26 protein-coding genes are annotated in these 25,702 nt (G+C 57.3%); 9 read left to right on the top strand and 17 right to left on the bottom strand.

From position 1 onward, the window contains the following. Window positions 1-76 precede the first annotated feature (76 nt). Window positions 77-2,788 carry a winged helix-turn-helix domain-containing protein gene (locus tag KCG39_RS13930; protein WP_142469420.1) on the top strand — a complete coding sequence of 904 codons (2,712 nt, stop codon included), beginning with the start codon at window positions 77-79 and terminating at the stop codon, window positions 2,786-2,788. Here the strand turns inward: KCG39_RS13930 and KCG39_RS13925 are convergent. Genes KCG39_RS13925 through KCG39_RS13910 form a run of 4 tightly spaced genes read right to left on the bottom strand, consistent with a single transcriptional unit; the run spans window position 2,785 to window position 7,520 of the window. Then, window positions 2,785-4,263: an MdtP family multidrug efflux transporter outer membrane subunit gene (locus KCG39_RS13925; protein WP_004124789.1), complete on the bottom strand. Its 1,479-nt coding sequence runs from the start codon at window positions 4,261-4,263 to the stop codon at window positions 2,785-2,787. The two genes, KCG39_RS13930 and KCG39_RS13925, sit on opposite strands and share 4 nt — an antisense overlap. Next, on the bottom strand, window positions 4,260-6,203 hold the full coding sequence (locus KCG39_RS13920; RefSeq protein ID WP_142468425.1) for an FUSC family protein: 1,944 nt from the start codon (window positions 6,201-6,203) through the stop codon (window positions 4,260-4,262). The genes KCG39_RS13925 and KCG39_RS13920 overlap by 4 nt, the downstream gene beginning before the upstream one ends. A gap of 9 nt (window positions 6,204-6,212) precedes the next feature. Continuing rightward, the gene (mdtN, locus tag KCG39_RS13915; protein ID WP_004124783.1) at window positions 6,213-7,241 is read right to left on the bottom strand and encodes a multidrug transporter subunit MdtN; all 1,029 of its coding nucleotides are present in this window, start codon (window positions 7,239-7,241) and stop codon (window positions 6,213-6,215) included. Window positions 7,242-7,247: 6 nt separating this feature from the next. Further along, a complete protein-coding gene (locus tag KCG39_RS13910; RefSeq protein ID WP_004124782.1) occupies window positions 7,248-7,520 on the bottom strand; it encodes a YtcA family lipoprotein in 273 nt (90 codons plus the stop codon). A 269-nt stretch (window positions 7,521-7,789) separates the two neighbouring features. Between KCG39_RS13910 and yjdI the strand changes: the two genes are divergently transcribed. Beyond that, window positions 7,790-8,020, top strand: coding sequence for a 4Fe-4S mono-cluster protein YjdI (yjdI, locus tag KCG39_RS13905; protein WP_004124779.1), 231 nt, complete (start codon window positions 7,790-7,792; stop codon window positions 8,018-8,020). 11 nt (window positions 8,021-8,031) lie between these two features. Beyond that, on the top strand, window positions 8,032-8,304 hold the full coding sequence (locus KCG39_RS13900) for a GNAT family N-acetyltransferase (protein WP_004124777.1): 273 nt from the start codon (window positions 8,032-8,034) through the stop codon (window positions 8,302-8,304). Between the two features lie 69 nt (window positions 8,305-8,373). Here KCG39_RS13900 and KCG39_RS13895 read toward each other — a convergent pair whose 3' ends face one another. From KCG39_RS13895 to KCG39_RS13845, 11 genes are all read right to left on the bottom strand, one after another. Beyond that, entirely contained in the window at window positions 8,374-9,810 is a 1,437-nt protein-coding gene (locus KCG39_RS13895) for an EAL domain-containing protein (RefSeq protein WP_004124775.1), read from the bottom strand. A 28-nt stretch (window positions 9,811-9,838) separates the two neighbouring features. After that, window positions 9,839-10,765 (bottom strand): fimbrial protein, encoded by a 927-nt coding sequence (locus KCG39_RS13890; protein WP_170100957.1) that lies wholly within the window; start codon window positions 10,763-10,765, stop codon window positions 9,839-9,841. 50 nt (window positions 10,766-10,815) lie between these two features. Continuing rightward, on the bottom strand, window positions 10,816-11,316 hold the full coding sequence (fimG, locus tag KCG39_RS13885; protein WP_142468428.1) for a type 1 fimbrial minor subunit FimG: 501 nt from the start codon (window positions 11,314-11,316) through the stop codon (window positions 10,816-10,818). Between the two features lie 12 nt (window positions 11,317-11,328). Further along, window positions 11,329-11,856 carry a type 1 fimbrial adaptor subunit FimF gene (gene fimF, locus KCG39_RS13880; RefSeq protein WP_162626091.1) on the bottom strand — a complete coding sequence of 176 codons (528 nt, stop codon included), beginning with the start codon at window positions 11,854-11,856 and terminating at the stop codon, window positions 11,329-11,331. 13 nt (window positions 11,857-11,869) lie between these two features. Continuing rightward, on the bottom strand, window positions 11,870-14,506 hold the full coding sequence (locus KCG39_RS13875) for a fimbrial biogenesis usher protein (RefSeq protein ID WP_142445229.1): 2,637 nt from the start codon (window positions 14,504-14,506) through the stop codon (window positions 11,870-11,872). Window positions 14,507-14,579: 73 nt separating this feature from the next. Then, complete coding sequence (locus tag KCG39_RS13870; protein WP_142468468.1) at window positions 14,580-15,305, bottom strand: fimbria/pilus periplasmic chaperone; 726 nt, start codon at window positions 15,303-15,305, stop codon at window positions 14,580-14,582. 35 nt (window positions 15,306-15,340) lie between these two features. Then, window positions 15,341-15,880 carry a type 1 fimbrial minor subunit FimI gene (gene fimI / locus KCG39_RS13865; RefSeq protein WP_004124751.1) on the bottom strand — a complete coding sequence of 180 codons (540 nt, stop codon included), beginning with the start codon at window positions 15,878-15,880 and terminating at the stop codon, window positions 15,341-15,343. A gap of 72 nt (window positions 15,881-15,952) precedes the next feature. Then, window positions 15,953-16,498: a type 1 fimbrial major subunit FimA gene (gene fimA, locus KCG39_RS13860; RefSeq protein WP_004124748.1), complete on the bottom strand. Its 546-nt coding sequence runs from the start codon at window positions 16,496-16,498 to the stop codon at window positions 15,953-15,955. Window positions 16,499-16,962: 464 nt separating this feature from the next. Beyond that, entirely contained in the window at window positions 16,963-17,589 is a 627-nt protein-coding gene (locus KCG39_RS13855) for a tyrosine-type DNA invertase (RefSeq protein ID WP_004124745.1), read from the bottom strand. Between the two features lie 443 nt (window positions 17,590-18,032). Then, on the bottom strand, window positions 18,033-18,638 hold the full coding sequence (locus tag KCG39_RS13850; protein ID WP_004124742.1) for a tyrosine-type DNA invertase: 606 nt from the start codon (window positions 18,636-18,638) through the stop codon (window positions 18,033-18,035). Window positions 18,639-19,186: 548 nt separating this feature from the next. After that, complete coding sequence (locus KCG39_RS13845; protein ID WP_004124739.1) at window positions 19,187-19,798, bottom strand: LysE family translocator; 612 nt, start codon at window positions 19,796-19,798, stop codon at window positions 19,187-19,189. A gap of 149 nt (window positions 19,799-19,947) precedes the next feature. Between KCG39_RS13845 and KCG39_RS13840 the strand changes: the two genes are divergently transcribed. Then, complete coding sequence (locus KCG39_RS13840; protein ID WP_004124737.1) at window positions 19,948-20,409, top strand: Lrp/AsnC family transcriptional regulator; 462 nt, start codon at window positions 19,948-19,950, stop codon at window positions 20,407-20,409. 106 nt (window positions 20,410-20,515) lie between these two features. Here the strand turns inward: KCG39_RS13840 and KCG39_RS13835 are convergent, their stop codons facing one another. Continuing rightward, window positions 20,516-21,022 carry a MarR family winged helix-turn-helix transcriptional regulator gene (locus KCG39_RS13835; RefSeq protein WP_004124735.1) on the bottom strand — a complete coding sequence of 169 codons (507 nt, stop codon included), beginning with the start codon at window positions 21,020-21,022 and terminating at the stop codon, window positions 20,516-20,518. Window positions 21,023-21,102: 80 nt separating this feature from the next. On the opposite strand from KCG39_RS13835, the gene KCG39_RS13830 reads away from it, so the two are divergent. Further along, window positions 21,103-21,987 (top strand): EamA family transporter, encoded by an 885-nt coding sequence (locus tag KCG39_RS13830; protein WP_004124726.1) that lies wholly within the window; start codon window positions 21,103-21,105, stop codon window positions 21,985-21,987. 207 nt (window positions 21,988-22,194) lie between these two features. On the opposite strand, the gene KCG39_RS13825 is transcribed toward KCG39_RS13830, so the two are convergent. After that, window positions 22,195-22,404 (bottom strand): YdgH/BhsA/McbA-like domain containing protein, encoded by a 210-nt coding sequence (locus tag KCG39_RS13825; protein WP_004105360.1) that lies wholly within the window; start codon window positions 22,402-22,404, stop codon window positions 22,195-22,197. Between the two features lie 382 nt (window positions 22,405-22,786). Here KCG39_RS13825 and KCG39_RS13820 point away from each other — a divergent pair, with 382 nt between their 5' ends. The 4 genes from KCG39_RS13820 (at window position 22,787) to KCG39_RS13805 (ending at window position 25,695) form a co-directional block, all read left to right on the top strand. Beyond that, window positions 22,787-23,104, top strand: a complete 318-nt coding sequence (locus KCG39_RS13820) for an antibiotic biosynthesis monooxygenase family protein (protein WP_004124723.1) — start codon at window positions 22,787-22,789, stop codon at window positions 23,102-23,104. A 40-nt stretch (window positions 23,105-23,144) separates the two neighbouring features. Beyond that, on the top strand, window positions 23,145-23,867 hold the full coding sequence (locus KCG39_RS13815) for an ArsR/SmtB family transcription factor (protein WP_142468467.1): 723 nt from the start codon (window positions 23,145-23,147) through the stop codon (window positions 23,865-23,867). 394 nt (window positions 23,868-24,261) lie between these two features. Continuing rightward, window positions 24,262-24,867: a type 3 fimbria major subunit MrkA gene (gene mrkA, locus KCG39_RS13810; RefSeq protein WP_004124717.1), complete on the top strand. Its 606-nt coding sequence runs from the start codon at window positions 24,262-24,264 to the stop codon at window positions 24,865-24,867. A gap of 126 nt (window positions 24,868-24,993) precedes the next feature. Further along, window positions 24,994-25,695, top strand: a complete 702-nt coding sequence (locus tag KCG39_RS13805) for a fimbrial biogenesis chaperone (protein ID WP_004124715.1) — start codon at window positions 24,994-24,996, stop codon at window positions 25,693-25,695. The last annotated feature ends 7 nt before the right edge of the window (window positions 25,696-25,702 follow it).

The raw sequence follows: 25,702 nt of genomic DNA, 5'->3' as shown, positions 1-25,702 counted from the left end.
GGCGCGATAAGCGTGGCCTACCCCCCTGATGGGGGGGATAATGAGCGTACGGACTGGATTAAGGAGTAATCGTGGTATGGCCTTTTTATCCTCGGCGGATGATGCGCTGGCAGCGCTTGTTCATCAGGAACCTTTACGCTTCACGGGGACGCTGCCGCTTATCTCCACGCGCTTTACGCCGCCCCGTACGCCGGAAAGTCTGCTGTCGCGGGAGCGCCTGCTACAGCGCCTCGACGCCGCCGTCTCCCGCCGTTTAACCCTGGTGCGCGCGCCCGCCGGATTTGGCAAAACCACCCTGCTGGCGCAGTGGTACCGGCACCGCCTTCGACAAGGGGATGCGCTGGCCTGGCTGAGCCTTGAAGAGGATGACAACGCGCCGCTACTGTTTATACGCTATCTGCAGGAGGCGCTGCGGCCCTTGTGGCAGGGGTGGAGCCCGTCGTTTCTGCAGCTGCTGCAAGGCGAGCTTCCGGCCGATCTCCCCCTGTTCTTTGCTGAACTCGTTAATCAGCTTAATCAGTGCCCGCACCCGCTGTATCTGATCCTCGACGACTATCAATGCATCAGCGATCCGGCGATTCATCAGGGAATGAGCTGGCTGCTGAACCATGCGCCGCCGGCGCTGCACCTGATTATCGGTAGCCGCAGTCAGCCGTCTTTAGCCCTCAGCCGTCTGCATATGCAGGATCAGCTGCTGGAGGTGTACGACCCCGAGCTGCGCTTTACCCCCAGCGAAGCCCGCGCCTGGTTCTCCGGCGCATCGGGGCTGGATCCGCAGGCGATCCCGCGGCTAATCGCGCTCACGGAAGGGTGGATCGCGGGAATGAAAATGGCCGCGCTCTCTGCGGACGCCTCCACGGCGATGGGGCACAGCGCCGGCTCGCGGTCAATCTCCCGCTATCTGGATGAGGTGATTTTCGCGCCGCTGCCGCCAGAGGTGCTCGACTTCCTTCTGCAGACCTCGATGCTTAATCGCCTGCATCCGGCGCTGTGCGACGTCGTCTGCGGCCGCAATAACGCCAGCGCGATGCTGGCGTGGATAGAGCGGCATAACCTGTTTCTTTCCGCGCTGGATGAAAGCGGCCTTTGGTTTCGCTATCACCCGCTGATGCGCGACGCGCTGCTGCACCGCCTGCGGCACAGCGGTGAGATTGATATTCGCCAGCTGCACGACCGCGCCAGCGGCTGGTTCGCCTCACAGCAGCTGTGGGCCGAGGCGATACGCCATGCGCTGGCCGCCGGGACGTCGGCGGCGAAGGATGCGGAAGCCGGCGCGCAGTCGCTGGCGGAAGAGGGGGATATCGATACCCTGGTGCAGTGGATCCGCTATCTGCCTGCGCATCCTGACCCGTCGCGCATTGCGCTGCAGCTAAACCTGGCCTGGGCGCTAGCCCACCGTTTCCGATTCAGCGAAGCCCGCCAGCTGTTGGATGCCATTGAGATGCAATCGGCGGCGCATGGCGAGGCGCTGGCCCACAGCGCGTGGGTTAAGCTGCGGGTAGTGCGCGCGATCTGCGAAGCCTTTGCCGACAATATCGACCGCAGTATCGCCATTGTCGAACCGCTGCTGCGCGAGGTGCCCTGCGGCGATATTTGGGTCGATGGCCTGGTATGCAACATCCTCAGCTACTGCCATCTGGCGGACTCCCGGCCGCAGCAGGCGCTGGAGGTTCAGCAGCGGGTATCCGGTGTTAACCTCGCTAACCGCAACCTGTTCGTGACGGTTTACCGGGCGTTCGTCATGGCGCAGAGCTATCTGCGTCAGGGAAATCTTGCCGAAGCGGAACGCCAGGCGGCACGGGCTCTGCGCTACGCGGAGCGGCACGCCGGTGAGAACGCCAGCAGCGGCGCAACCCTGGCGCCCATCCTGGCGGAGATCGCCTGGGAGCAGGGGAAGGGAGAGCAAGCGCAAAGCCTGCTGGTTCCGCGTCTGGAGACTATCGACAGCTTTTGTCCGCCGGACGGCCTTAGCCGCACCTACATCGTCCTGGCCCGCCAGGCCCGAGAAACGGGGCGGCTCGCGGAGGCCGAATCGCTATTACTGCATGCCGAAGGGCTGGCGGCCCAGCGCGGCTGGCTGCGGGCGCAGGCGCCGCTGCTGGCGGAGCGGATCGCCGTCGCGCTTCACGCGGGCGACAAACTGGCCGCTGAGGCGCTGCTGCTTCGTCTGCAGACCCTTAGCCAGACGGAGGCTGCCGGCGGATATATCGCGCTCAGCCAGAGCCGCCTCCTTATCGCCGCCGGCGAACCGCTGGCCGCCACGCGGCTGCTGGATACGCTGGCCGGCGTACGGGAAACTAGCGGCGAGTGGCTGTTCGCCGTGCGTTTGCGGCTCAGGCAGGCGCTCGCCCTCTGGCGTGCCGGCGAGCGGGAGCAGGCGATGACTATCTGCCGACCGGCGCTTGCGCGCGCGCTGCATCAGGGGTTATGGCGCAGCCTGCTGGAGGGGAGGGAAGAGATGGCTGCGCTGCTGGCGGAGATACACAAGCGCGGCGCGGCGGATGATGCGCTGACCGCCGATATCGCCGCTGTGCTGTCGCGTTTCGCCGCCGCCGACATCGCGATTGATAGCGCCCGCCCGCAGCCGCCCGCCCTGCGGCTGACCGAACGGGAGCAGCAGACCCTGCGTTTAATTGCCGACGGCTATTCCAATAAGGGCGTCGCGCGCGAGCTGGGTATTTCGGCGGAAACCGTCAAATGGCACCTTAAGCAGCTGTATGAAAAGCTGCAGGTGAAGGGACGCATCCAGGCGGTAAACCAGGCGCGCGAATGGCGCCTGTTAAGCTAGCGCGATGGGGCGTTCTCGCTCAGCGCCGGGCCGCGGTAATCGCCGCCCAATGCTTTAATCAACGTGATATCAGTGCTGAGCCGCTGGGCCTGGATATCCAGCAGCAAAAGCTGCTGCGCGATGGCCGGGCGACGCGCCTCCTGCGCCGCATAGTAGCTGACCAGCCCGCGCTGATGGTGCGCGCTGGCGCTGCGGGTGGTCACCATCGCCGCCGTCACTTTCTGCTGCTGCAGGGCGGCCTGCTGGTTCAAATCGTTCAACTGGCTGGAGCTAATCGCCACGTCGCGCACCGCGTCCAGCACCGCCTGGTTGTACTGCTTAATCAGGATATTGCTCGCCGTACGCGTCGATTTCAGGGTGGCGTTTAAGCGCCCACCGTCAAACAGCGGTAAATAGAGCCCCGGCAGTATATTGATCTGCTGGAAGGAGGACTTAAACAGGTCGCCGACGCTCAGGGCGTTGTAGCCCCAGAAGGCCTTGATATCAAAGTGCGGGTAAAAGGCCGCTTTTGCCGCGTCCACCTGGCTCATCGAGGCGCTAACGTAGCCGCGCAGCGCCTGCAGGTCCGGGCGGCGGGCCAGCAGCTCAAACGAGAGCGAGTCCGGGAGCGTTTCCTGCAGCGCCGGCAGCGCCACCGGATGGATCTCCGGCATGCTATGCGCATCAGCGCCGATCAGCGCCCGCAGGGTTTCCCGATACTGCGTTATCGTTCCCTGCGCCGTAATCACCTGCTGCTGCGCCGCCAGCAGCTCCGCCTGGGCATTGGCGACATCGACGCTATCCTCGACGCCGCGCGCGGTACGATGCTCATGGGCCCGCACCGAGAGACTGGCGATGGCCTCCAGTTGGTTGAGTAATTCGATTTTCTGGAAGGTTGCCTGCATCGCGAAATAGAGCTGGGCGACGCTGCTGGCGAGATCCAGCTCGATACCGGCGGTCTCCGCCTGGCGGGCGTTCTTTTCGCCAATCGCGGCGGCGACGCGGGCGCGGTCGGCGCCCCATAAATCGATATTCAGCGTTGCCCCTACGCCGACCGTATTCAACGTGTACCAGGGGCCGTTTTTATCCACCGGCAGGGAGAAGGAGTAGGGCCAGGTGAACTGTTTATTGGTCACCCGCAGGCGGTTTTGCGCCGCCACGGCGGTGGCCTGCACGCCCATTGCCGACTGCGCCAGCTCCACGGTGGACTGCGATTGCGAAATACGCAGCCGCGCAGCCTGCATAGTGGGTGAATTCTGCAACGCGCGGTTGACCAGCATATTGAGCTGCGGATCCTGATAGCCTTCCCACCAGCGCGCCGTCGGCCAGCCGCTATTCGCCAGATGGATCACCTGCGCCAGCTCGGCCTGCTGCGGCTTGACCAGCGGCACCTGGCCGGGATCGTCCTGAATTAACGCGCACCCGGTTAACAGCGTCAGGGCGAAGGCAAGCGCCGGGGTACGCCAGACGCGCGGAGGAGGAGTGATGTTTATCATGAGCGGGTTGCCTGTCGCGGAATAACGGAGGATGCAAAGGGCCACGCCGGCAGGGCGGCCAACGCGTGGACCAGCGGCGCGCCAAACGGATTCGCCGGGTCCGGGAGAAGCGCCTGAGAGCGTTCTGCGGTGGTTTGCTGCGCGTCGATACCGGCGGCGTAGTCCTCAAGCCGCGGGGCGCAGCGGGATAAAAAGGTATCCCCCGACGCCGCATTCAGGCGATAGCCTTCACTGAGGCGCAGGATCTCTTCTGCCTGATGAAAAGTCGCCCGCGTCGGCCAGTTTTTCGCTTCCGGCCACGGGTGCGCGTAGGTTCCCAACGGCTCGGCGGACACCCGGTTAATTAAGGTTTCGCTTTCGGTCAGCGCGGCAAAGAGCGGTACCAGTTGAACCTCATCGTCGCGGGCGGCGAGGGTCTGCGCCAGCTGACGATACAGCTGCGCCAGACGCGCCTTAAGCCGCGGCGCTTCGCTATCGGGCCATAAATAGAGATGAACAATGGAGGAGACCAGCACGCCGAGCAGGATACCGATAACCCGGTCGCGCAGTTCGGTAAGGTTACTGAGCGGGCCAAACCAGCTGAGGAACGCCAGCGCGAAGGTAAAGCCTATCTGAATGCCGGCGTAGGCGATGCGCTCCGAGCCTGCCGCAATCCACGCCGCCAGCGCGAAAACCGGCAGGGTCATCGCCAACAGGCCGCTTAGCGAGTCGGTCCAGGGTTGCACAAAGACGATCAGCAGAAGCGCAATCAGCGTAGCCAGCAGCGCGCCGCCGATGCGCAGCCACGTTTTCTGCATGGTGGCGCCCAGGCCCGGCTGGGCGACGATCACGCAGCTCAGCATGATGGTGTGGATGCCCTGCCAGTCGGCGGCGGTATAGAAAACGTAGCACAGCAGCGTCGCCAGCAGCGTTTTCAGGGCAAAGTGTAGATAGGCGGGATTGGACCACGCGTCCGGCAGTAGCAGCGGCGCTTTTTCCACTTCACCCTGCGGTAACGCGATGTCTTCGCCGCGCGCCAGCCGCGCCAGCACCTCGGCGATCTCCTGCAAAATGGCGCCGTTGGCGCCGTCGCGCGGGACCATCAACGGCTCAATATCCACCGCCGTGGGGCTGGGCAAATTATCCGCCAGCGCGTTAAGTTCGTGGGCTATCCGCTGACGCGCATCGGAATGGTCGTCGCCCGGCTGGAGCAGCGCCGTCAAATGATAGCAGCGCAGCGCGGCGGCCATCAGCGCCTGCCAGGCCTGCGGGTCGGCGGCGATCTCCGGCGTGGCGCGTGCAGCCTGCTGATACAGGGACTGCAGCTGGTTAAACTGCCCGGCGATCTCGGTAAAGGTAGGCTGCGACTCTCCAGCATCCGGTTGGCTAAGCACCTTCGCCGTCTGGCGCAGCATCACCACCAGCCGGGCTTTAAACTGATAGCCGGGAAAGGCCTGCTGGAAACAGGCGTTGACCAGCAGCGTCACCAGAATGGCGGTATTAATTGCTACCCATAGCCACAGCAGCAGGCGCACCAGAATTTCGCTCTGGCTGGTCATCGACGGGAAGGTCTGGGCGTAGATGACCGCCAGCGCCACCACGAAAAATGCCAGCCCCAGCTTGCCGAGCACCCGCATCAGATAAATGGCGCAGAAGAACAGGATCACCGAGGCGACCAGGCGGATCAGCGGATAGTCATAGGTCCACTTGATAATCAGCAGCACGCCGCCGAGCGCGACGCTGACGGTGAGCACGAAAACCACGCTGACCAGCTTAATCATCAGCACGTTAGGCTGGCTGACGTAAAACACCACGATCAGGGCGACGGCGAGGAAGGGAATATGCAACGTCATAAACAGCACGATCAGCACCGCGCAGCTGAGCGTCAGGCGCAGGGTGTAGTTCGCCCGCCCCGGCGCATCGTGGAGTTCACGGGTGAGAAACGGCCATAAGCTCTGCATGCCGTCTCCTTATTGCGGCTGCAGAACGGCGCTGGCGGAGGCGCCCATACGGAACAGGGCCGGGTCGGGGTCTTTGACGGCGATTTTGACCGGGAAGCGCTGGGAGACGTGGACCCAGTTGATACTCTTCTGGATGACCGGCAGGCCCTCGATGACGCTGCCGCCGTCGGGCAGAACGCCGGTGCCGACCGAGTCGACCACGCCCTCAAAGGTACGGCTGTGGTTGGTCATGACGGTGATTCTTGCCGGAACGCCGGGCCGCACGTTCTGCAAGTCGGTTTCACGGAAGTTCGCCACCACGTACCAGTGGTCGTCATCCAGCAGGGTAAAGACCGGCTTAAGGGCCGAGGCGTACTGGCCGATCGTCGTTTTCAGCGCCACCACTACACCGTTAAACGGCGCACGCACTTCGGTGAATTCAAGGTGCAGCTCCGCCAGCGCAATCTGCGCGAGGATCCCCGCGCGCTGCGCCACCATGGCATCGACGCCGGTCACGGCGGCGGAAGCCTGTTTCGCCTGCAGCAGGGTGGCCTCCAGTTCGGCGCGCGCCGCTTTTTCGGCCGTTCGCGCCTGATCCAGATCTTCTTGTGAGGCAAACCCTTGCGGTACCAGTGGCTCAAGGCGTATGCGTGAAGAGGTGGTCTGCTTAACCAGCGCTTTAGCGCGTTCAACGGCGGCGCTGACCGACTGCGCGTTGTACTCCTGCGCTTTGATCGTGCGCTGGGTCAGCATAATCTGCGCATCAAGCGTGGTCAGGCGGGCTTTGGCATCGTCGAGCATCGCCTGGTAGGGGCGCGGGTCGATGCGGAACAGCAGGTCGCCTTTTTTTACCCGTTGATTGTCGCGAATAGGCATCTCGACGATCCGCCCGCTCACTTCCGGCACCACGTCGATGGTGTCGGCATAGACGTAGGCATCGTTGGTTTCCGGCGAGGTTTGCAGCTGCCAGATAACCACAATTAGCGCCACAATAGCGGCGAGAACGAGCGCCAGCAGGGGCCATTTTTTGCGGATAACGCTTGAGCGGGATTGAGTCATAGGTATCTAGTTTACGAAGAACAGGAACCACAGAATCGTGGCGAACAGGAACATCAGCGCCAGATAGCTGAAGACCAGCGGAGAAAATCGCGACTGCCATCCTTTACGCACAATCAGGATATGGCAGGGAATAAGTAATAGCGAGGCGCCTAATAAGCAGAAGAACCAGCCTGGAAAGGCAGCGCCTAATACCGGAATCGCCGGGGATAATGAGCAGCCGGTGAGCGTAAATAGCGAGAATAAGAGCGAAGGGCGCGCCAGCTTTACAATGCGATTCAAGACTAAATACCTGAGTGCTCGGGTTAGGATGGAATGAGTTTAATCTCACTGCCAGGGAAATTAAAGATGGATATAACAGAAGCGTCCGTACTTTATCGGCAATCAGAACATTTTCTTTGGCTAAAGAGTGCATAGAAAATCATTCATTCTGCATTAATGGCGTGCGGCTACCGAAATAAAATTTCACCCGTTACCGATAGTCAGCGGTTGTTGGCAGGACTATGCTTAGAGACAAAGTTATAAAAAATAGTCAGAACTGAGGCAATGTCATGGATAAAGAACTACTGGACGCGGGTTATCGCGCCTATACCGGCGAGAAAATCGATGTCTATTTTAACACCGATATCTGTCAGCACTCGGGCAACTGCGTGCGCGGCAGCGCGAAGCTTTTCAACCTGAAACGCAAACCGTGGATCGTCCCCGATGAAGTGGACGTGGACACGGTGGTTAAGGTTATTGATACCTGCCCGAGCGGCGCACTGAAGTATCGCCAAAAATAAGCGAGGAAACGATGGAAATACTGGAAGGTCATAATAAGTTTTACGTCAATGATGCCGACGGGAATCAGGTGGCGGAAATTGTTTTTGTGCCTACGGGCGAGCACCTCAGCATTATTGAGCATACCGACGTCGACCCCAGCCTGAAAGGACAGGGGGTAGGGAAAAAGCTGGTGGCGAAAGTGGTAGAAAAAATGCGCGGCGAGCAGCGCAAAATTATTCCACTATGCCCGTTTGCCAAACATGAATTTGATAATACCCGCGAGTACGACGATATCCGCGCCTGAATAAATGCGCCAGCGCGCTGGCGCAACTATTTTAGCCTGGCGCGGTCGGCGACGTCTTCTGGGGATTTTTCATCCGTCGATAAGGCTCAGATTGCGGCCGGATAAAAGCTGGTGGATAAGGTCACTGACGTTTTCCCGCTCCACCGGCGGCGAAATGAGATAACCCTGAAAACGGTCGATCCCCAGAGCTCTCAGCCGGTTGAATTTATCCAGGCTGTCCACGCCTTCGGCAACACAGCGGCTACCGGTTAGCTGGCAGTAGTAAAGCAGGCTTTTGATCAGGGCCATGGCGTGAGGATCGCGCTGCATATCGTTGACGATGCTCATATCCAGCTTATAGGCGCTGAACCTGACCGACCTCACTGGAAACATGACGCTGCTTTGTGAAAAGCAGTCATCGAGCATAATGGCAAAGCCCTGCTTGCGTAGCCGGGAAATATTATCGGCAATTTTACTCTGCAGGTTGAGGTCCAGGGTTTCAGCAAATTCCAGTACCAACCTCGAGGACAGATGGGGCTCGCGCAGCTGTTGGCGCGCGGTCTCCAGCATGCGGATCAGGTTGTCATTGCTGGCGATAGCGGCGGGAATATTGACTGAGAAATAAAACTCACCTGGATGCAAATTGATACTCTCCACGGCCTCGCGAAGCATAAAGGCTGTCAACACCAGCCAGGCGTACGCGGAACGTATCTGCGGTAAAAACTCGCCGGGAAGCAGAACCTGACCTTTTTGCCGCCAGCGACAGAGGATCTCTAAACCTTTTAGCCGCATCCGATCGTCAGTGATGGGCTGGAAGACCGGGAAAATTTGCCGACAGTGAATCGCGTGGACAAATTCGCGCTCAAAGGCGGAGAGCGCGGCATCCGGCTGGATCTTCTGCCCTTTGGTCTGGCTGCCGGGGAAACGGGTTGCCAGCTGAGGATAATGTTCCACCATTTTTTTCAGTCCTGCTGTGCGCTGGTTATAAAGCGTTTTGTGGCTAATGCCGCGGCGCTTTGCCTGGGCGTTGACGCTGTATCCGCTGAGTAGACCGAGAATGGCATTGAGCTCCGGCCTGGTGAGCCCGCCGGGGCGCTTTCCGCCGAGGCGTATCTCTTCGTCGGCCAACTGCTTAAGCGAAGGATATCTTTGCAGAATGTAGTCCTGGAGCACTGCGGTCAGGCTGGGGACGGGCAGGTCCGAGGCGGCGGATCGCACTTCAGAAAGTAAATGTCGATCGATGACCTGATGCAGCAGCGTGTGCCACAGCCAACTGGCCGGACTGCGGCTAAGGATCAGCATCGGCAGCGGCGTTGCCGAACGTTCGAGAAACGCAGCGGCCTGCTGTAGGGTGGCGAGCAGCCTGGCCGGCGTTTCCGGCAGAAAAACGATGATGCGGCGAATGTTCGCGTCGCCGGGAAGCCTCGTCGCATCCGACGGCAGCACAACGGGCTGCATGCTGTTGGCCATCATCACTTTGACTAATCCATCGGCGACCAGCGAGCAGGGCGAAAGAATATAGTCCATTCCCGTTCTATCACGCGCCGCAGGCGCGTTACTGGTAAACAAAGGTCACCCCAATAATGGATTGCACGTTGCCCGCGGTGACCTGGCCGCTGGTGCGCGCATAGGTTGCGGTGAGTCCCAGGTTGACCGCGGAGGTGCCCACGGTTCCCATTGAGACGGTACTGTTTGAACGCAGGATGGTGCCATTGCGCAGTAGCTGAACGCCAATGCCCTGAGCCGGTGAGGCGGAAGAGGTATTGGTGAAAACGGTGTTGGCGCTATCCGCCGTGGTGCCGGAGAGGTAAAAACCTATCTTTTGATTTTGCCCGCAGCGTACCGTAAGCGGAACAGCGGTTGAACCCGGGTACTCAGGCAGCGTTACCGTGACGTTGCGAGCGGAAACATCGCAGCCGCCCGTCGGGATAATCACGCTATTGTTGGAATAGATATTCCAGGTAAATTTTGAGGTACGAACGTTACCGCCGCCGTTGATATCGGAACCCACCTGATACATGACCAGCGTGGCGATATGCGAGCCGGCGCTTATCGCCAGCCCGGAGGCGGTGGATATTGGCGTCAGGTAGAGCTGGGTATTCCAGCTGGTGTAGTTACCGGAAGTAAAGTTGTGGCTGGCGGTCGGGGAGTTTAGCGGGAAGCTATAGCTAACCCCATAGTACTTTAAAGAGCCGGTAAAATTGGTCAACAGGCCGCTATAGGCCGAGCCCTGTAGCATGCTTACCATGTCGTTGCGCCGGTCCGGCGCGTCATTTTTACAAAAAATCGAGCTGGATAAGTCGACGACCAGGTTCTGCCCGGCCCCGAGGCTTGGCTGCAGGTTCACGTAGACGTTGGATACTTTCCCGCCGGAATCGCTATTTAATATGGTGCCGGTGGAGTCGTAGCAGGTATAGGCCCTGACGCTGGTGGAAAAGCCCGCTAACACAATCGCCAGCCACAGCGCCTTGACCAGCGCCATATGACATCTACGGGGAGCGGTAATCCGCTGATTCATAACGTTCTCCTGCCTTATAGCCAGGTGTAGGTGACGTTAATCACCGCCTGGATTGTTCCTTGCGTTGGCCCGCCATTAACCGTCAGCGCCCTGACGCGCAATGGAAAGCGGGTGGATTGCGTGGCATCGTTGACGGCCACCGTTTTGCTTGTGCCGTTGTTAAACCGGGCGCCGCTGGTGTCCTGCAGCTCCAGCTGGAGGTTGCCCGCCGTCCCCTGGTTTTTGTAATAGCCGGTGGCATCCGCCGTGCCGCTGAAGCTGGCGGTGACCCGTGAGGTACCAACCGGACAGTTGCTGAGCTCGATCGTGACGTCATGCCAGCCTGATGCCGAGCCGGGTGAAAGCATGTTAAAGGTGTATAAATCACCGAGGTCGACGGTGGCCTTTGGGGTGGCGATGGTGCAGGGTTTGGCCACCACTTTGCCGTTAACGGTAATGGTGACGTCGGCGGCTTGGGGGGCGCTGGCGAAGGTCATGATTACCGCCAGCAGCCAGGGTGCATGAGTCCATTTCATTTCAGCCTCCGGTTACTGAAATTCAAGCGTGAAGGTTGCGGTGGCATTAACGTGTCCTGCCGTAATCGGGACGCGCGCGGCCATCAGCCGGGCGTAAAAGTTCAGGGTGTTGGTCTGCCCGGGTTTCAGCGTGGTCCACGCGATGTTTGACGAGGGGGCGTTGAGTAGCAGGGGGGCCCGGCTGCCGTTAAGGATCTGCACGCCGATGCCGGATGCTGCTGATACGCCGCTGTCCAGCTTAAGCAGGCTGGTGTTGTCGCTATCCGCTACGCCGGTAAAACCGACTTTGACCGCGGTGACGGAACCGCCGCAGGGCGATAGCACGATGCGAAAAGGCACCAGCGGCGTGGTCGTGCCGACGGCATTAAACTGTTTGGCGGCGTTATTCATCAGGTCGACGGTAAAATCTTTTGACTCACCCGCCACGGCGCAGGTGTTATCCCTTACGTATCCGCTAATCGTAATAGTGCTATCGGCGGCAGGGGTGCTGAAGGAGACCAGAGAGAGTATGGCGCCCAGCAGATACAGGTTTTTTCTCATCATCATGCTTTCCTTAGCGGCACGCTGCCGACAGCTGGCTTAACGCCTGGTTCTGGCTTTCCGGCGGCAGGCGGTAGTCGGCTTCACAGCTGGCGTCGGGTCCGTCTCCCCACTTCGCGCGCACCTTGCCCGCCAGCGGCATTCCGCTCAGATAAACCTGGCCGTTATCGGCGACGATGCTGCTATTCTGGCTATCGACAGCGGCGGCTATGGCGCCAAAAGGAACCGGTTTACCGTTGTGGGTCAGCGTTATCAGCAGCTTCATGCCGACGCTGGCCTTAAATTCGGCGCGCGCAATCGCCCCGTGGGTGGGCACAATACTGACCACCGCATCATCAAGATCGACGTTGTTGGCCAACGTATTGGTGTTCAGCGCCACCCGGTTTTCCCGGTATTCGGTGGCGTAGGGCAGAACGGCGTAGCCGCGCCAGTCGGTCCGTACCCCGGTCTGGTTTTCTACCTTCACGCCATCCGCGCCGGGGGCTTTGATCAGCACCACCGTATCGTTCATCGGCTGGCTCAGGGTGATGCCGTCGGCATGGGCCAGTACGCCGCCGCTCAGGCCGTAGTACAGCTGTTTGATGCCGTCGCTGCGGCTGTAGCCGACGTTGGCGTTGCCGTAGCCGCCGCGGTAGTTCAGCGCCGCGTAGCCGGTACCGCCGCTGTTGCCCTCACCGCCGCCGGCGTAGCCGGTCTGTACGCTGTAGCTCAGGTTGTTGTCCTCCAGCAGCGTGCCGTACAGCCCCGCCAGGCTGGTGGTCCTGCCGTTCAGATCGTTGGACATGCTGTAGCTGGCGTTACCGTTTCTCCAGGCCGACTTGCTGTCGGAGCGCATCCAGTGGCTGAACGGGATACTGACGTTGACGGCCAGCATCTGGTCACGACCCTGCTGCCAGGCGTTTTTGGTCAGGCTGTAGCTCAGGGTCCAGTTGATATCGTCCATGGCGGCATTAAGCCCGGCCTGGAGCTGCTGGTCGGCGCTGTTGGTTCCCCAGTAGGTCTGATGGCTGCCGCTCAGGTAGAGCGTGGCGGTGCGTCCCAGCTGCTGGGTAACGCTGAGCTGCACTTTGCCGCGCTTGTTGTACGCGAGGTTGTAGTAATCGGTGAACTTCGGCTTCATCTGCACCACCCCGTCCTGGGTCTCGATGTTGTAGCCGCTCATCCGGCTGTAGGTGGTGTCGGCGAAGCTGAAATAGCCGCGCGTCGAGTAGCGGTAGCCCACCAACTGGATGTTGGTGCCGGTATCCGTCAGCGACTTGTTATAGAGGAAGCGAACCGACTGGCCCTGACGATCGCTGTCATCGGGCAGGGTGGCGTTGGCCTGGGTGATATCCAGCGACAGCGCCCCCAGCTCCCCCATATTTTTGCCGACGCCGAGGTTAAAGGCGCGGTAGCGGTCCGCCAGCTGGGTGCCGCCGTACAGCGTCCAGCCCTCAGGAAGACCGCGCATTACGGTGCTCTGGAAGAACTTCGGTTTTTCCTGTTGATTGCTGCCGCTGCGGTACTCCCCGGCGGTGACGGCATAGCGGGTATGGCCCTCGCGCTGGAGCACCGGAACGGACGAGTAAGGGACGGTGAAGACCTGGCTGCTGCCGTCGGCCTCTTTGATGGTCACCTGCAGATCGCCGCCATTGCCGGCGGAGTAGAGATCGTTGATGGTGAACGGGCCGGGCGGTACCGTGCTCTGGTAAATCTCATAGCCGTTCTGTTTCACCGATACCTGAGCGGTGCCACGGGCAATGCCGTGAATGACCGGGGCAAACCCTTTCTGGCTGTCCGGCAGCATATTGTCATCGGAGGCAAGCTGCGCGCCGCGGAAGTTGATGCCGTCGAAGACGTCGCCGTTGGTGTAGCTGTCGCCGAGGGTCAGGCGCGAGCGCAGCAGCGTAATATCACGTTCAAGCCAGGTATTGATGTGCTGCCACTTGTTTTCATTGGTCGACGAGCTGCCGCCGCTGCTGTAGCTCCAGGTGGTGTTGTCGCGCAGGCGCCAGGCGCCGAGGTTGAGCCCGCTCTGCAGGTTCAGGTACGCGTAATTGCTGCTGCCGCCAACGTCGTTGTGCACGTTGTTGCCGGTGAAGTTGTAGTTCAGCAGGCCGGCGTTAATCCCGTGGTCCCAGAGTTCGGGGGGAATATAGCCGCGGGCGCGGTTGCCCATAAACGCCTGGGGTACGGTCAGATACAGCCGCTGCAAACCGACATCGAAGCGGGTAGTGGCGTCCTTGATGGTTTCGGTTAACGGTACGCAGGCATCGGATGCCAGAGCGCCGATCCCTTCAATGGATAACGTGTTGACACCCATCCCGGCCAGCTGCCCGCGCGTCAGGCAGGGGACCAGCGAGCGATCGTTTACTCCGCTATTAAAAGTGACATCGCGGGTGGTCATAAACCCGTCATTGAGGTAAATATCGACGCGATAGGTTCCTGGAGGGACCTCCTGGCCGTTGGCGAATCCTGATAAATCCGCCACGGCGGCAGGGTCATCCGCTAAAAAACGCGGATTAAAATAGAGCTCCGCCTGCACAGAAAAGATCGGTGCGGCAAGTAACAGAGCCAGCGTGATTTGAGCGAAAGCGCGCGTATTCCCCGGCCCGTGGCTGCTTTTACGCCCGGAGTCCAGGCCGTCGAGTCCATATTTCAGATGTGACATAGTCCCTCCGGTCCAAAGTCGCCCGGCTGTCAGTTCTTATTTTTATTTCCGGGAGGACGCGGCCTCCCGTCGGTTATTGCGTGACGCCCTGCATCCGTGGGGTCAGCGCGCCGTAGTCGTTAATCGTCCGGTATGTAATCTCACGACCGGCATCGGCGGGCAATTTAACGCTGGCTTCACCCATCGGCGGAACCAGCGCATTTTCCAGCACCCGGGTTCCGGCGTTGAGTTCGGTGACCGTCAGGTAGTAGGGGGTGGGATTGACCAGCGTAAGCGTGCCGGTGCCGCGGCGAAACTTCAGTTTCTCCGCAGCCTGATCCGGCGGCAGCACCAGCTTTGCCGGGCGGTAATAGAGCTTAATGCGGCTGATGATCGCCAGTTGCAGGGTGTTGTCGCTGAGCTTTGATTTATCCATTGACGGGATCGCCTTGACGTTCATCCAGAACAGCGTTTCCCGATCCTGCGGCAGCTGGTTGTTGGTGGCATCAATAATGCGCAGGGTGTTCTCTTTTTTCCCCTGCATGGCGAACAGCGGCGGGGTGATGACAAAGCGGCCGTCCTTCGCGCCATCGGCATTCTCCACCCATGACTGGATCAAATAAGTGCTCTTTTCGTCGTTGTTGGTGACCGCCAGTTGAACCTGCTTTTGCCCGGCAGGATAGATGACGCGGGTTGCCCCCAGCGCCACGCCGGCCTCGGCGCGAGCGGTAAATCCCATGGCGGCTATCATCAGCGCCCCCGCCAGTAAACCGCGCGTTATCGCCAGTGTTGTTCTCACGTTTACCCCTTTTATCGTCACCGTCGTTTCCTGTTTTCGGTTCGTCTGCTGATTCATTACTGGTAGGTCAGGGAGAACCAGGCCTGAGCGTTGGCCGCGCCACCGGTGACCTGGTGCCCTGTTGCCCGGTATTTCGCTACAAAATGCAATGTGGTTGGCCCGGTATACAATCTTGTCCAGGCGGCGGGAGGACCGTTCAATGGGATCGGATGGTCGTCTTTATCAAACAGAGCGACACCCACGCCGGTCGCTATTCCCGGTCCTTCGCCCACCGAGAGCACGTCCGGGTTTTTACCATCGGCGACGCCGTGAAAGGCCACGCCAACGCGTTGGCTGACGGCGGTACTGCACTCCTGCAGGTGGATATCGAAGGGAACTGGATTCGTATCTTCTCCGGCTGAATGAAGCCGATTACTGCTGATCTGTCCCATATTGACCGTCATCTGCTGGTCGCCAGCTTCAACGCGGCAGGACTCGGCAATGATGATGCCCTGAAAGCGCATATTTCCGCCGGGCAGCGTGACGTTCCATTGATTACCGGCCAGCGCCAGCGATGGGAGCAAAAATATCAACAGACCTGACTTCATCCTTTGCATCGTTATCACCCGAGTTCCGTTATGGATAACGGGCCTTCCTGGCCCGATATGCTTCCCTGCCTGATGAATGAATTACTGGTATTGCACTTTGAAGGTCGCGTCAGCGTTAGCGGTACCGGCAGTGGCTGCAGCGGTCGCATAGTAGCGCGCCTGGAACGGGATGACGTTGGTGCCATCGTTCAAGGTGGAAGCTGCGCTGAAGGTCGCGCCATCCAGCACCAGCGGCGTACCGGTACGGTCCAGGATCTGCACGCCGACGTTATTCGCGCTGCCTGCTGCGGAGCTTTGCAGCGCCAGTACGGTGGTGTTGGTGCTGTCAATTGCGGTGCCGGTGAAGGCGACGGCGGCCTTGGTGGCAACGGTGGTGTCACAATCGTTCAACTGGATATTGAAGCCGACAGCCGTGCTGGTGCTGCCTGGAGTAGCGAGTTTTGCCGAACGAACCTGGCCCATTGGAACGGTCTGATCGATTGAACCCGCGTCAATGGCGCAGGCTGCGTTGACGACTTCCCCTTTAAAATGCACCGTGCCGCCATTTACCGTGGTGTCGGCCAGCGCCGCCGCGGAGCTCAGAGACAGGGCTGACAGAACAACGATTGCCAGTGATTTGATTTTCATGTTGTTTTCCTTTGAACAATATCGGGATTACGAACCGATCTGGCCGTCATCATGACCTCCAGGTATTTCATGTTTCAGCCGAAGTTTTCGGCTGCGGTTCTGCATGTTTTTCACCCAAAAAATGAGACATTTGGGGCCATTTTGACTCGTTGGCGTAATTCACTGAAAATATGGCTTTTTTATAAATAATTTGGTTTTTTAATCTGCTTTGTTGTTGTTTTTCGAGATAATGAATTGAAATAGTTAAGGCTTAATAAGCCATGGATGGCTATCGGCAACGCGGGGCCACGAAGGATGGGTAGCGGAAAGAAGGATGTTTCTGGAAAAAATTAAAAATAAAAAAATATTATTAATCAATGTGATATTGGTTTTTACACTCTGTTTGATGCATTCGATGGTTGCAAAAGGTTACTGAATATTTTTATGATGCACACAGTTTGGCCCCAATTGACCTGTTCGGTAAGCTATTTCCCCTTATTTATCAAATTCTTATTTTCCATTCTCTGATTTTGTAAATTCCACTCCATCAGGTTGTTGCGTTCCCAGAGTCCGGCGAATCGCGCGGCGTTGCTGGCCGTATAGCGTACGGTATGGCGAATATTTCGATGGCCGAGGTAGTCCTGGATAAGGCGGGTGTCGGCCCCTCTCTCCGCTAGCTCGTAACCGCAGGCATGGCGCAGCATATGCGGGTGAGTATGGGTAGCCGTGCCAGCGTCTACGCCAGCGGTTCGGATGATTCGGTAGGCCTGCTGACGCGAAAGCGGAGTACCGCGTCGCGATATAAACAGCGCATCGGTTTTTTGCGCGCCTTTCCAGGCGCCGCGTACCTGGCTCCAGCGCCTGATGGCGTCACATTCATCGACCATCAGCGGATGTACGGTGGAGAATCCATTCTTCAGCCGTCGAATATTGATGCGGCCTTCGACCAGATCGAGGTCGCGATAGTGCAGATCGAGTAATTCGCTAATGCGCATACCATGACGAAAAGCGAGCAGGATTAGACAGTAATCCCGCTCTCCCGTTTGCCCGTGACGGGCTGCCAGCATCATCGCCTGAACTTCTTTACCGGTAAGAAAACGACGTCGGTTCACAATAAATAACTCCTGATATGATCTTGATAATTAACACGACCCTGCTGACAGCAGGGGGCGCTCACAAATAATTCGCAAGGTTAATCGCGTATTATATGAAGGGGATTAAGCATAGTTGAATAATGACATTATAGCGGCTGTGGGACAGAATATTGCCAGATGATAAATCTTATTCTTATAGATTTTATTGATGGCGGCAACCTCTGCGCCGCGGTTCTTTTTCAGGTGTATAAAATTAAAAGGAAAAAAGCATGGTTGCGGCTATTTTAAACGGAAGGGAGTTGGTGCATTTATATGCTGGGTCATGCCCGAGGGGTAATAAGATAAATCATCGTAGCGCTGTGAACTTGCCGGAACAATAATCATAAACACCGTATGGTTAATTTTTATTAATGTTTACCGCTGCCTGACGGTTATTTTGACGCCCTCCATGGCATCGAGCATTACGGCAGAACAGGGCTCCGCTGTCTGTCTCTGCTTTCGTCCCAGATACCATAGAAACGGCCAGCGTTACTGGCGGTATACCATACGGTATGGCGAATGTTGCGGTGGCCCAGGTAGTCCTGGATAAGGCGGGTATCAATGCCCATGTTGGCCAGGGCGAAGCCGCATGAATGACGGAGCATATGCGGATGAATTTCGAGCGACAGCCCGGCATTATCGCCAGAGGCGGAAATAATCTGATAAAACTGCTGGCGAGACAAAGGATTACCTTTTCGTGAGAGAAATAACCATTCGCTGTCGGACTGCGGGTATGAGGCGCGGACATGCAGCCAGTTTTTTAATGCGCGGATTTCTTTATTCAGCAAAGGATGCGTTGTCGAAAATCCATTTTTAAGACGGTGAATATAGATGCATTTAGAACTAAGGTCGATATCGGAAATTTGCAGGCGGCATATTTCACTGGCGCGTAATCCGTGAATAAAACATAATAATGTCAGGCAATAATTACGCGTGGCATGTGCGCCACTGTTGGCCGCTTTGAGTAATGACTCTATTTCGTTGTGAGTCAGGAAGTTCCTTTTTTTTAAAATAGCATTGCTTTTCATTGAGTTCCCTTTATTATGCAGCCGGCTAGCGCATTTTTTGGCCGTTATCAGGTAATGATTAAGCTCGTCTGCATGTGCATTATTTATTGCTGCGGCGGGCAATATTTAAGCGTTGTGGCTTCTTTTGGATAGGTAGTTTTTATATTTATATTTTTGTTTGGCGTTACTCTTTGGGATAGGGCCCATATTCTGCTCATTGTTTTCTCCTTAAGTGGGTATACAGCAGTATATAACTTCTAATATTGTTAACCATACTGCAAAAACCTTCTTATGAATAGGGGAAACAGGATGCGCAAGAATTCTGGCGGATGGTAAGAGTTATTTTATTTAAAGTGAGATAAACCTTAGCTGCTGCTAAGAGGATTATATCGGAAGGGCACATAATCAAAAATCAGGTTGATAAGGATCCCGGAGTCGCCTGTGGGCTAACTTCAGGGAGGTTATGGCTGATGCAAAAATAACCGTGAGGCGGGGCGTTTTACTGTACGTTTTTTCTTAATAATGCACTGGCGCGAACAGGCCGGTCGCTCACGCCTCATACTTCCCCCCTACCTCAACTGCTCCACGAACAGCACGGCGGCTACGGCGACCATCATCACGCCGGAAGCCATACTGACCTTGCGTGCGATTTGAGGCCGGGTTGCCAACAGCGCTCGGGCGCCGTAGCCGACCAGTAAATAGACCAGCGTGCAGGTCACCAGATGAATGCCGCCCAGCGCCGACATCTGCTGAGCCAGAGACCAGCTTCCCTGGGGGTCGGTAAACTGCGGCAGCAGGGCCAGAAACAGAAGAAAGACTTTTGGGTTCAGACCGCTAATGCATAGCCCCTTAATCGCCCAGCGATTCCAGCTATCCGCGCTGTATTGCTGGGTGCCTGGCGTTGGCGGATGGCGCAAAATAGCGATTCCCAGCCACATCAGATAGCCCGCGCCCAGCAGGGTAATCGTCGACAGCGCCAGCGGGTGGCCGGCGATTAACACGCCGATTCCGGCGACGACGATCAGCGTGGCCAGTAGGTGGCCAGACATCAGTCCGGCGACGGCGGGTATCACGCGGCGTCCGTTGATTCCCGCGCTGATGGTATAGGCCCAGTCAGCGCCCGGCGTGATGATCAGCAGAAAGGAGACCAGCCAAAAGCTGGCGATAAAGCTCATTTCCATGGACAGCGCACCTCTGCGTGGTAACGGCAGTTTCTCATCATTTTCCCTCGTAAAGCGGCGATTATTTGAAGGAAAGAATATCGAGTTTATTGCGCAATGAGCTTTCAATGTTATGCTCTTAAGCGGTCTTCTGAGGGAAAATATTCCAAATGGATAGCATTGATAGAAAAATTCTTGCTGAACTCCAGTCCGATGGACGACTGTCGATAACCGAGCTAGCCGAGCGGGTGAATCTCAGCCTTTCTCCCTGTCATCGACGGCTGCGGACGCTGGAGCAGGAAGGCGTCATTACCGGCTACCGGGCCAATCTTGATCCGGCCAAAATGGGCTTCAACTTCCTGGCGATTGTCTTCGCGACGTTAAAAGAGGGTGATAAGAAAGCGGTGAGCGCGTTTGAGGACGCGGTAGAAGAGATCCCCCAGATCGTGCTGGCACAGCGCCTGTTTGGCGATCCGGACTACCTGATGCACGTGGTGACGCGCGATCTCCCGGCGTTCCAGAAACTGTATGATGACAAGCTCTCGGCGATGCCGGGCGTGCAGCACCTGCGCTCTACGCTGGTGATGAAGACGGTTGTGCAGGATCGCCCGTTTCCGCTCGGAAAGGGGTGAGCGCAGCTCGGACAGATGCTCAGCATCGCCTCCGGGGAAATAACGGTGATGCTTCATCAAAGATGCTCCGGCAGCAGTATGAGCACCCTGTCAAAGCAAAGTGGTATTACTCTTTTTCCAGCAGGCGCATAAAAACCGTCAGCGCTTCATCCAACTGCAGGCGCTGCGCTGCGGAAAGCCCGCTCAGCAGTTGCCGCTCATTCTCCACGTGGCTTTCCACCGCCTTATCGATGAGCTCTCGTCCCTCTGGCGTTAGCGCCACCAGCATACTGCGGGCATCTTCCGGGTTTGGTAGACGGCAAATAAACCCCCGTTTTTCCAGCGCCTTCAGGCGATGAGTCATGGTGCCGGAGGTGATCATTAACGTTGAAAAGAGCTGGGTGGGCGACAGCATGAACGGCTCGCCCGCCCGGCGTAACGTCGCCAGCATATCAAACTCCCAGCGCACCAGATCGTGGCGCACAAAGGCCGCTTCGATGCGCGGCTCCAGCAGCATCGTGCAGCGTTTCAGGCGGCCGATCGGCCCCATCGGGCTGCAATCGAGATCGGGGCGCTCCTGTTTCCACTGTTCAAGAATGCGATCCACGGCGTCGGTCTGCGGTGATTTGTCCATTCATGCTCACTTGTCTTGATATCAAGATAATTGTCGGTACATACTTAGGCCACAATTTACCTTGATATGAAGATAAAATCATGGCCTTTGTTTCGCGTAATGTGATCGTTGATTTACTGCTGACCGCGCTGGCGCCCGCCATCTGGGGCAGCACCTATATTGTGACCTCGCAGTTCCTGCCGCCCGATCGGCCGTTTATCGCTGCGTTGCTGCGGGTTCTGCCGGCCGGGATCGCTCTGCTGATCTGGAGCCGCCGTTTCCCGCTGCGCGCCGAGTGGTGGAAGCTGATCGTCACCGGGATCCTGAATATCGGCGCGTTTCAGGCGCTGCTGTTTATTGCCGCCTATCGGCTGCCGGGCGGTCTGGCGGCGGTGATTGGCGCCATTCAACCGCTGCTGGTGATGCTGCTGGCCTGGTGCGTCGATCGTCAGCGATCGCCCTGGCTGGCGGTACTCTCGGCATTGATGGGCATCGCGGGAATGGCGATGCTGCTGCTGTCGCCGCAAACCACCCTCGAACCGCTGGGGATCGCCGCCGCGTTTCTGGGGGCGATGAGTATGGCGTTGGGAACCTGGTTATCGCGGCGCTGGGCGATCGCTTTGCCGGTCATCGCGCTGACCGGCTGGCAGCTGCTGATTGGCGGTATCGTACTGGCGCCGATGGCGTTTCTGGTCGATCCGCCGCTGCATCAGGTGACGCTGACTCAGGCGGCGGGTTATCTCTGGCTGTGCGTTGCCGGGGCGATGCTGGCATATGGCCTGTGGTTTCGCGGCATCGGCCGCCTGTCTCCAGTGGCTGTGTCGGCGATGAGCCTGCTGAGTCCGGTGACGGCGGTGCTGTTAGGCTGGATCTTCCTTGGACAAAAAATTGAGGGAATGGCGCTGGTGGGGCTGGTGATTGTGCTGTTCAGCGTGCTGTCGATTCAGCGTGCGTTATCGAATAAGAGCGCCGTCGCGGGCCGATAACATCCCGGAGGCGATGCTGCGCATCTGTCCGGGCTATCGGACTGCAGACGGCAGTGAACCCACAGCCCGGGCTGTGGGTTCACTGTTCGCCAGCAACAAAAAAGCCCCATTAAGGGGCTCGACATTGCTGCGTGCTTATTATGTGGCGGGAGCCAGACCAGCCGCCGTCAGGCGACCTGTCCGGCAGCTCCCTCTGCAACCATTCGGTTATTTAGACAGCTCGGCGGTCATATGCACCTGATTACCGGTATACGCTTCGGTAATGTGGTAAGACTCGCCCTGGTCTTTAGCAATGGCGGCGATTTTGGCTTCGGCGTTGTCCAGCGTATCTGCGGTTACGCTAACAGGCTGAGCGAAGCTAGCGAAAGAGACCAGAGACAGCATACCGGCAGCGGCAAGTAATTTTACGTTTTTCATGGTGTTTATCCTTTTAACTTTTATGGTGGAAAGCGTGTTTGCTTTCGATGGACTTATAATAAGTCTGCTAACTATAACGCGCGTTGCAAAAAGTGCGATTTAGATCACATTTTTATGACGATATGATGACGGGTGTGCAAATTTTAACTTTTTATTTTCAATAAAAACAAAAGGATGGGTTGTCGTGAATCGTATTTTTGGTCACGGAAAATAATCTGACCAGAAGCGCAATTTTCCTGCTTCGGCTTATTAATCATTGTTTTTGTGAATGCGATGGGTGTTTTTTGAGCAAAAAGGCGGCCATATTTCGCTCGTTAACGAAGCATTGGGCTCGGGTGAAAAGCTACTGTGGCTCTCATACTGATTGCGTGAGGACGACGAAATGATTGCAGTACTCTTTGAAGCCGAGGTCACTCCGGCGAGCCAGGAACGTTACCTGGCGCTGGCGGCGGAACTGAAGCCGCTGCTGAACGACATTGACGGCTTTATCGCCATTGAGCGTTTTCAAAGTTTGAGCACGGCGGGGAAAATTCTGTCACTCTCCTGGTGGCGGGATGAGGACGCGGTGCTGGCATGGAAACGCAACCTTTGCCATCAGGCTGCGCAGAAAGAGGGGCGGGAGAGCATTTTCGCCTGTTATCACATTCGAGTGGCTCAGGTGCTGCGCGAATACCGTTCTTCACATTCCGATCCCCTGTAATAGGGTTACGTTTTGCCGTGGGGAAAATAAGCGAGGCGCTATGTTAAAACCTGTTGAACTGATTGAAGACGACGAGTCGCTGGCCGAGGCGATGGCGGTAGTGGCATCGGCGATGGCCGATGCCTCGCGGCTAAAGATCCTTTGCGCCTTAATGGATGGCCGGGCGTGGACGGCCACCGAGCTTTCCGCCGTGGCGGATATTTCCCCCTCGACCGCCAGCGCGCATCTTAGCCGCCTGATCAACAGCGATTTATTGATTTGCCTTGCCCAGGGCCGCCATCGCTACTACCGTCTCGCCGGTAGCGATGTCGCCGGTTTGCTGGAGAATATGATGGCCATGGCCGGCAAGCGCGCGGTGACGCTCTCAACCAGCACGCCGGTAAATTTGCGCGTTGCGCGTACCTGTTACGATCATCTGGCCGGAGAAGTGGCGGTATCGCTATATGATTTTATGCTGCGCGAAGCGTGGATAGCGCCTGACGGCGCGGCCCTGACGCCCGCCGGGGAAGCGCACTTTACCCGCCTGGGGGTGACGGTGAAACGCACCTCGCGGCGTAAAGCGTGCTGCGGTTGTCTGGACTGGAGCGAACGCCGCCTTCACCTTGGCGGGGCGGCTGGGGCGGCGCTGCTGCAGCACGGTCTGCAGAAAGGCTGGTTTACCACCACCGCGGGATTTCGCGAAGTGACGATTACGCCGGCAGGATGGCGCGCGTTGCATCTGCATTTTCAGCTGGCGGAAAGATCGTCGTGGATGATTAATTAAGAGTGTTCTCTATGTGGAGAAATAGCCTTCTATGACAAGATAGGTTGCTGTTTTGTTAATTCCATATCGCTTTTCCCTGTTCAATGTAAATAACAATGGTTTCGTTTCTTGCTATCAATCCCCCACAATTAATAGTTGTGAGCTATCTGTTACATTGATTAACAGCTCGTGAACATATGTATATTTGTCAGCGAAAAATAGCATTCTTTGACGCCGACAGCCTCGACGAATTCTTTCATTGAATTCGTTCCTGACGCCTTAAATATTGCGGCCTCCGGTCAGTCGAAGTTTCTATTAACAGTTGCACAAGTGAGCATCGCAAATCGCTTCTGACTTTTGTGCGAATTAACTGTTTGCTCATTGATACTTAATTCACTCTGACAAGGAAATGGCAATGAAAAAGGTTCTTCTCTCTGCTGCAATGGCGACTGCGTTTTTTGGTATGGCTGCAAATGCTGCTGATACCAATGTAGGCGGCGGTCAGGTTAATTTCTTCGGTAAAGTTACCGACGTATCTTGTACTGTTTCCGTAAACGGCCAGGGCAGCGATGCGAACGTATATCTGTCTCCGGTTACTTTAACTGAAGTTAAAGCTGCCGCGGCGGATACTTATCTGAAACCGAAATCTTTCACCATCGATGTTTCTGACTGCCAGGCTGCTGATGGTACTAAACAGGACGATGTGAGCAAACTGGGCGTGAACTGGACCGGCGGTAACCTGCTGGCTGGCGCAACGGCTAAACAGCAGGGCTACCTGGCTAACACTGAAGCCGCTGGCGCGAAGAATATCCAGCTGGTTCTTTCTACCGACAATGCTACCGCGCTGACCAAAAAAATCATCCCGGGCGATAGCACTCAGCCTAAAGCGGTCGGCGACGCATCTGCCGTTCAGGATGGCGCACGCTTCACTTACTACGTCGGCTACGCGACCAGCACCCCGACGACTGTTACCACCGGTGTGGTTAACAGCTATGCGACTTACGAAATTACCTACCAGTAATATCGACTGAGAGATAAAGGCCGCCTCGCGCCGGGGCGGTTTATACCCGTCATTCGAATTATTTAGGGTATACAACAATAATAAAGCGGCCACTGCTGCCGCTTATTTTTTTATTCTGAGGTCAGCATGAAGCGTATTGCCCTTTTTTTCTGTTTCATTTTTAGTTTTGCGGCCCACGCCAATAATATTATTGTCAACGGCACCCGCTTTATTTATCCAGGAAATGAAAAAGAAATAACGGTGCAGCTCTCTAACACCGCCGACCGTCCAGCGCTGGCGCAAGCCTGGCTGGACAACGGTAATGCCGACGCGACGCCGGATACCATTACGACGCCATTTATTATCACGCCGCCTATTTCCCGCGTAGATGCGAAAAGCGGTCAGACTCTGCGTATTAAGCTCGGCAGCAGCGCGGGTCTCGCTAAAGATAAAGAGACGCTGTGGTGGCTGAACCTGCTGGAAATACCGCCGGTTGAGGCCAGCCAGAAGAATGAAGGGCAAAATATTCTGCAGCTGGCGATTCGTTCGCGCTTTAAGTTTATCTATCGTCCCAGCGGATTAGGCAATCGCGACGCCGCGGCAGAGAAATTAGCGCTCTCCGCTAACGGCAACAGCCTGTCCGTCAGTAACCCGACGCCCTTTTATATCACCGTAAGCCGTATCTCCCGTAACGGCGGCAAAGCGCTCAACAGCAAAACGGTCATGTTTGCCCCACAGTCCAGCCAGACCATCGCCCTCTCTTCCGCAGTGAGCAAAGGCGAGATCCTGACCGTTAACAACATTAATGATTATGGCGCAGATGTCGCAGTGAAAGTTACCGTCAAATAAGGGAAAC

The sequence above is a fragment of the Klebsiella pasteurii genome (assembly GCF_018139045.1).
GTDB classification, from domain to species: Bacteria; Pseudomonadota; Gammaproteobacteria; order Enterobacterales; family Enterobacteriaceae; genus Klebsiella; species Klebsiella grimontii.
The sequence above is the reverse complement of the archived record's forward strand: the minus strand, read 5'-3'. Positions and strand labels throughout refer to the sequence as shown.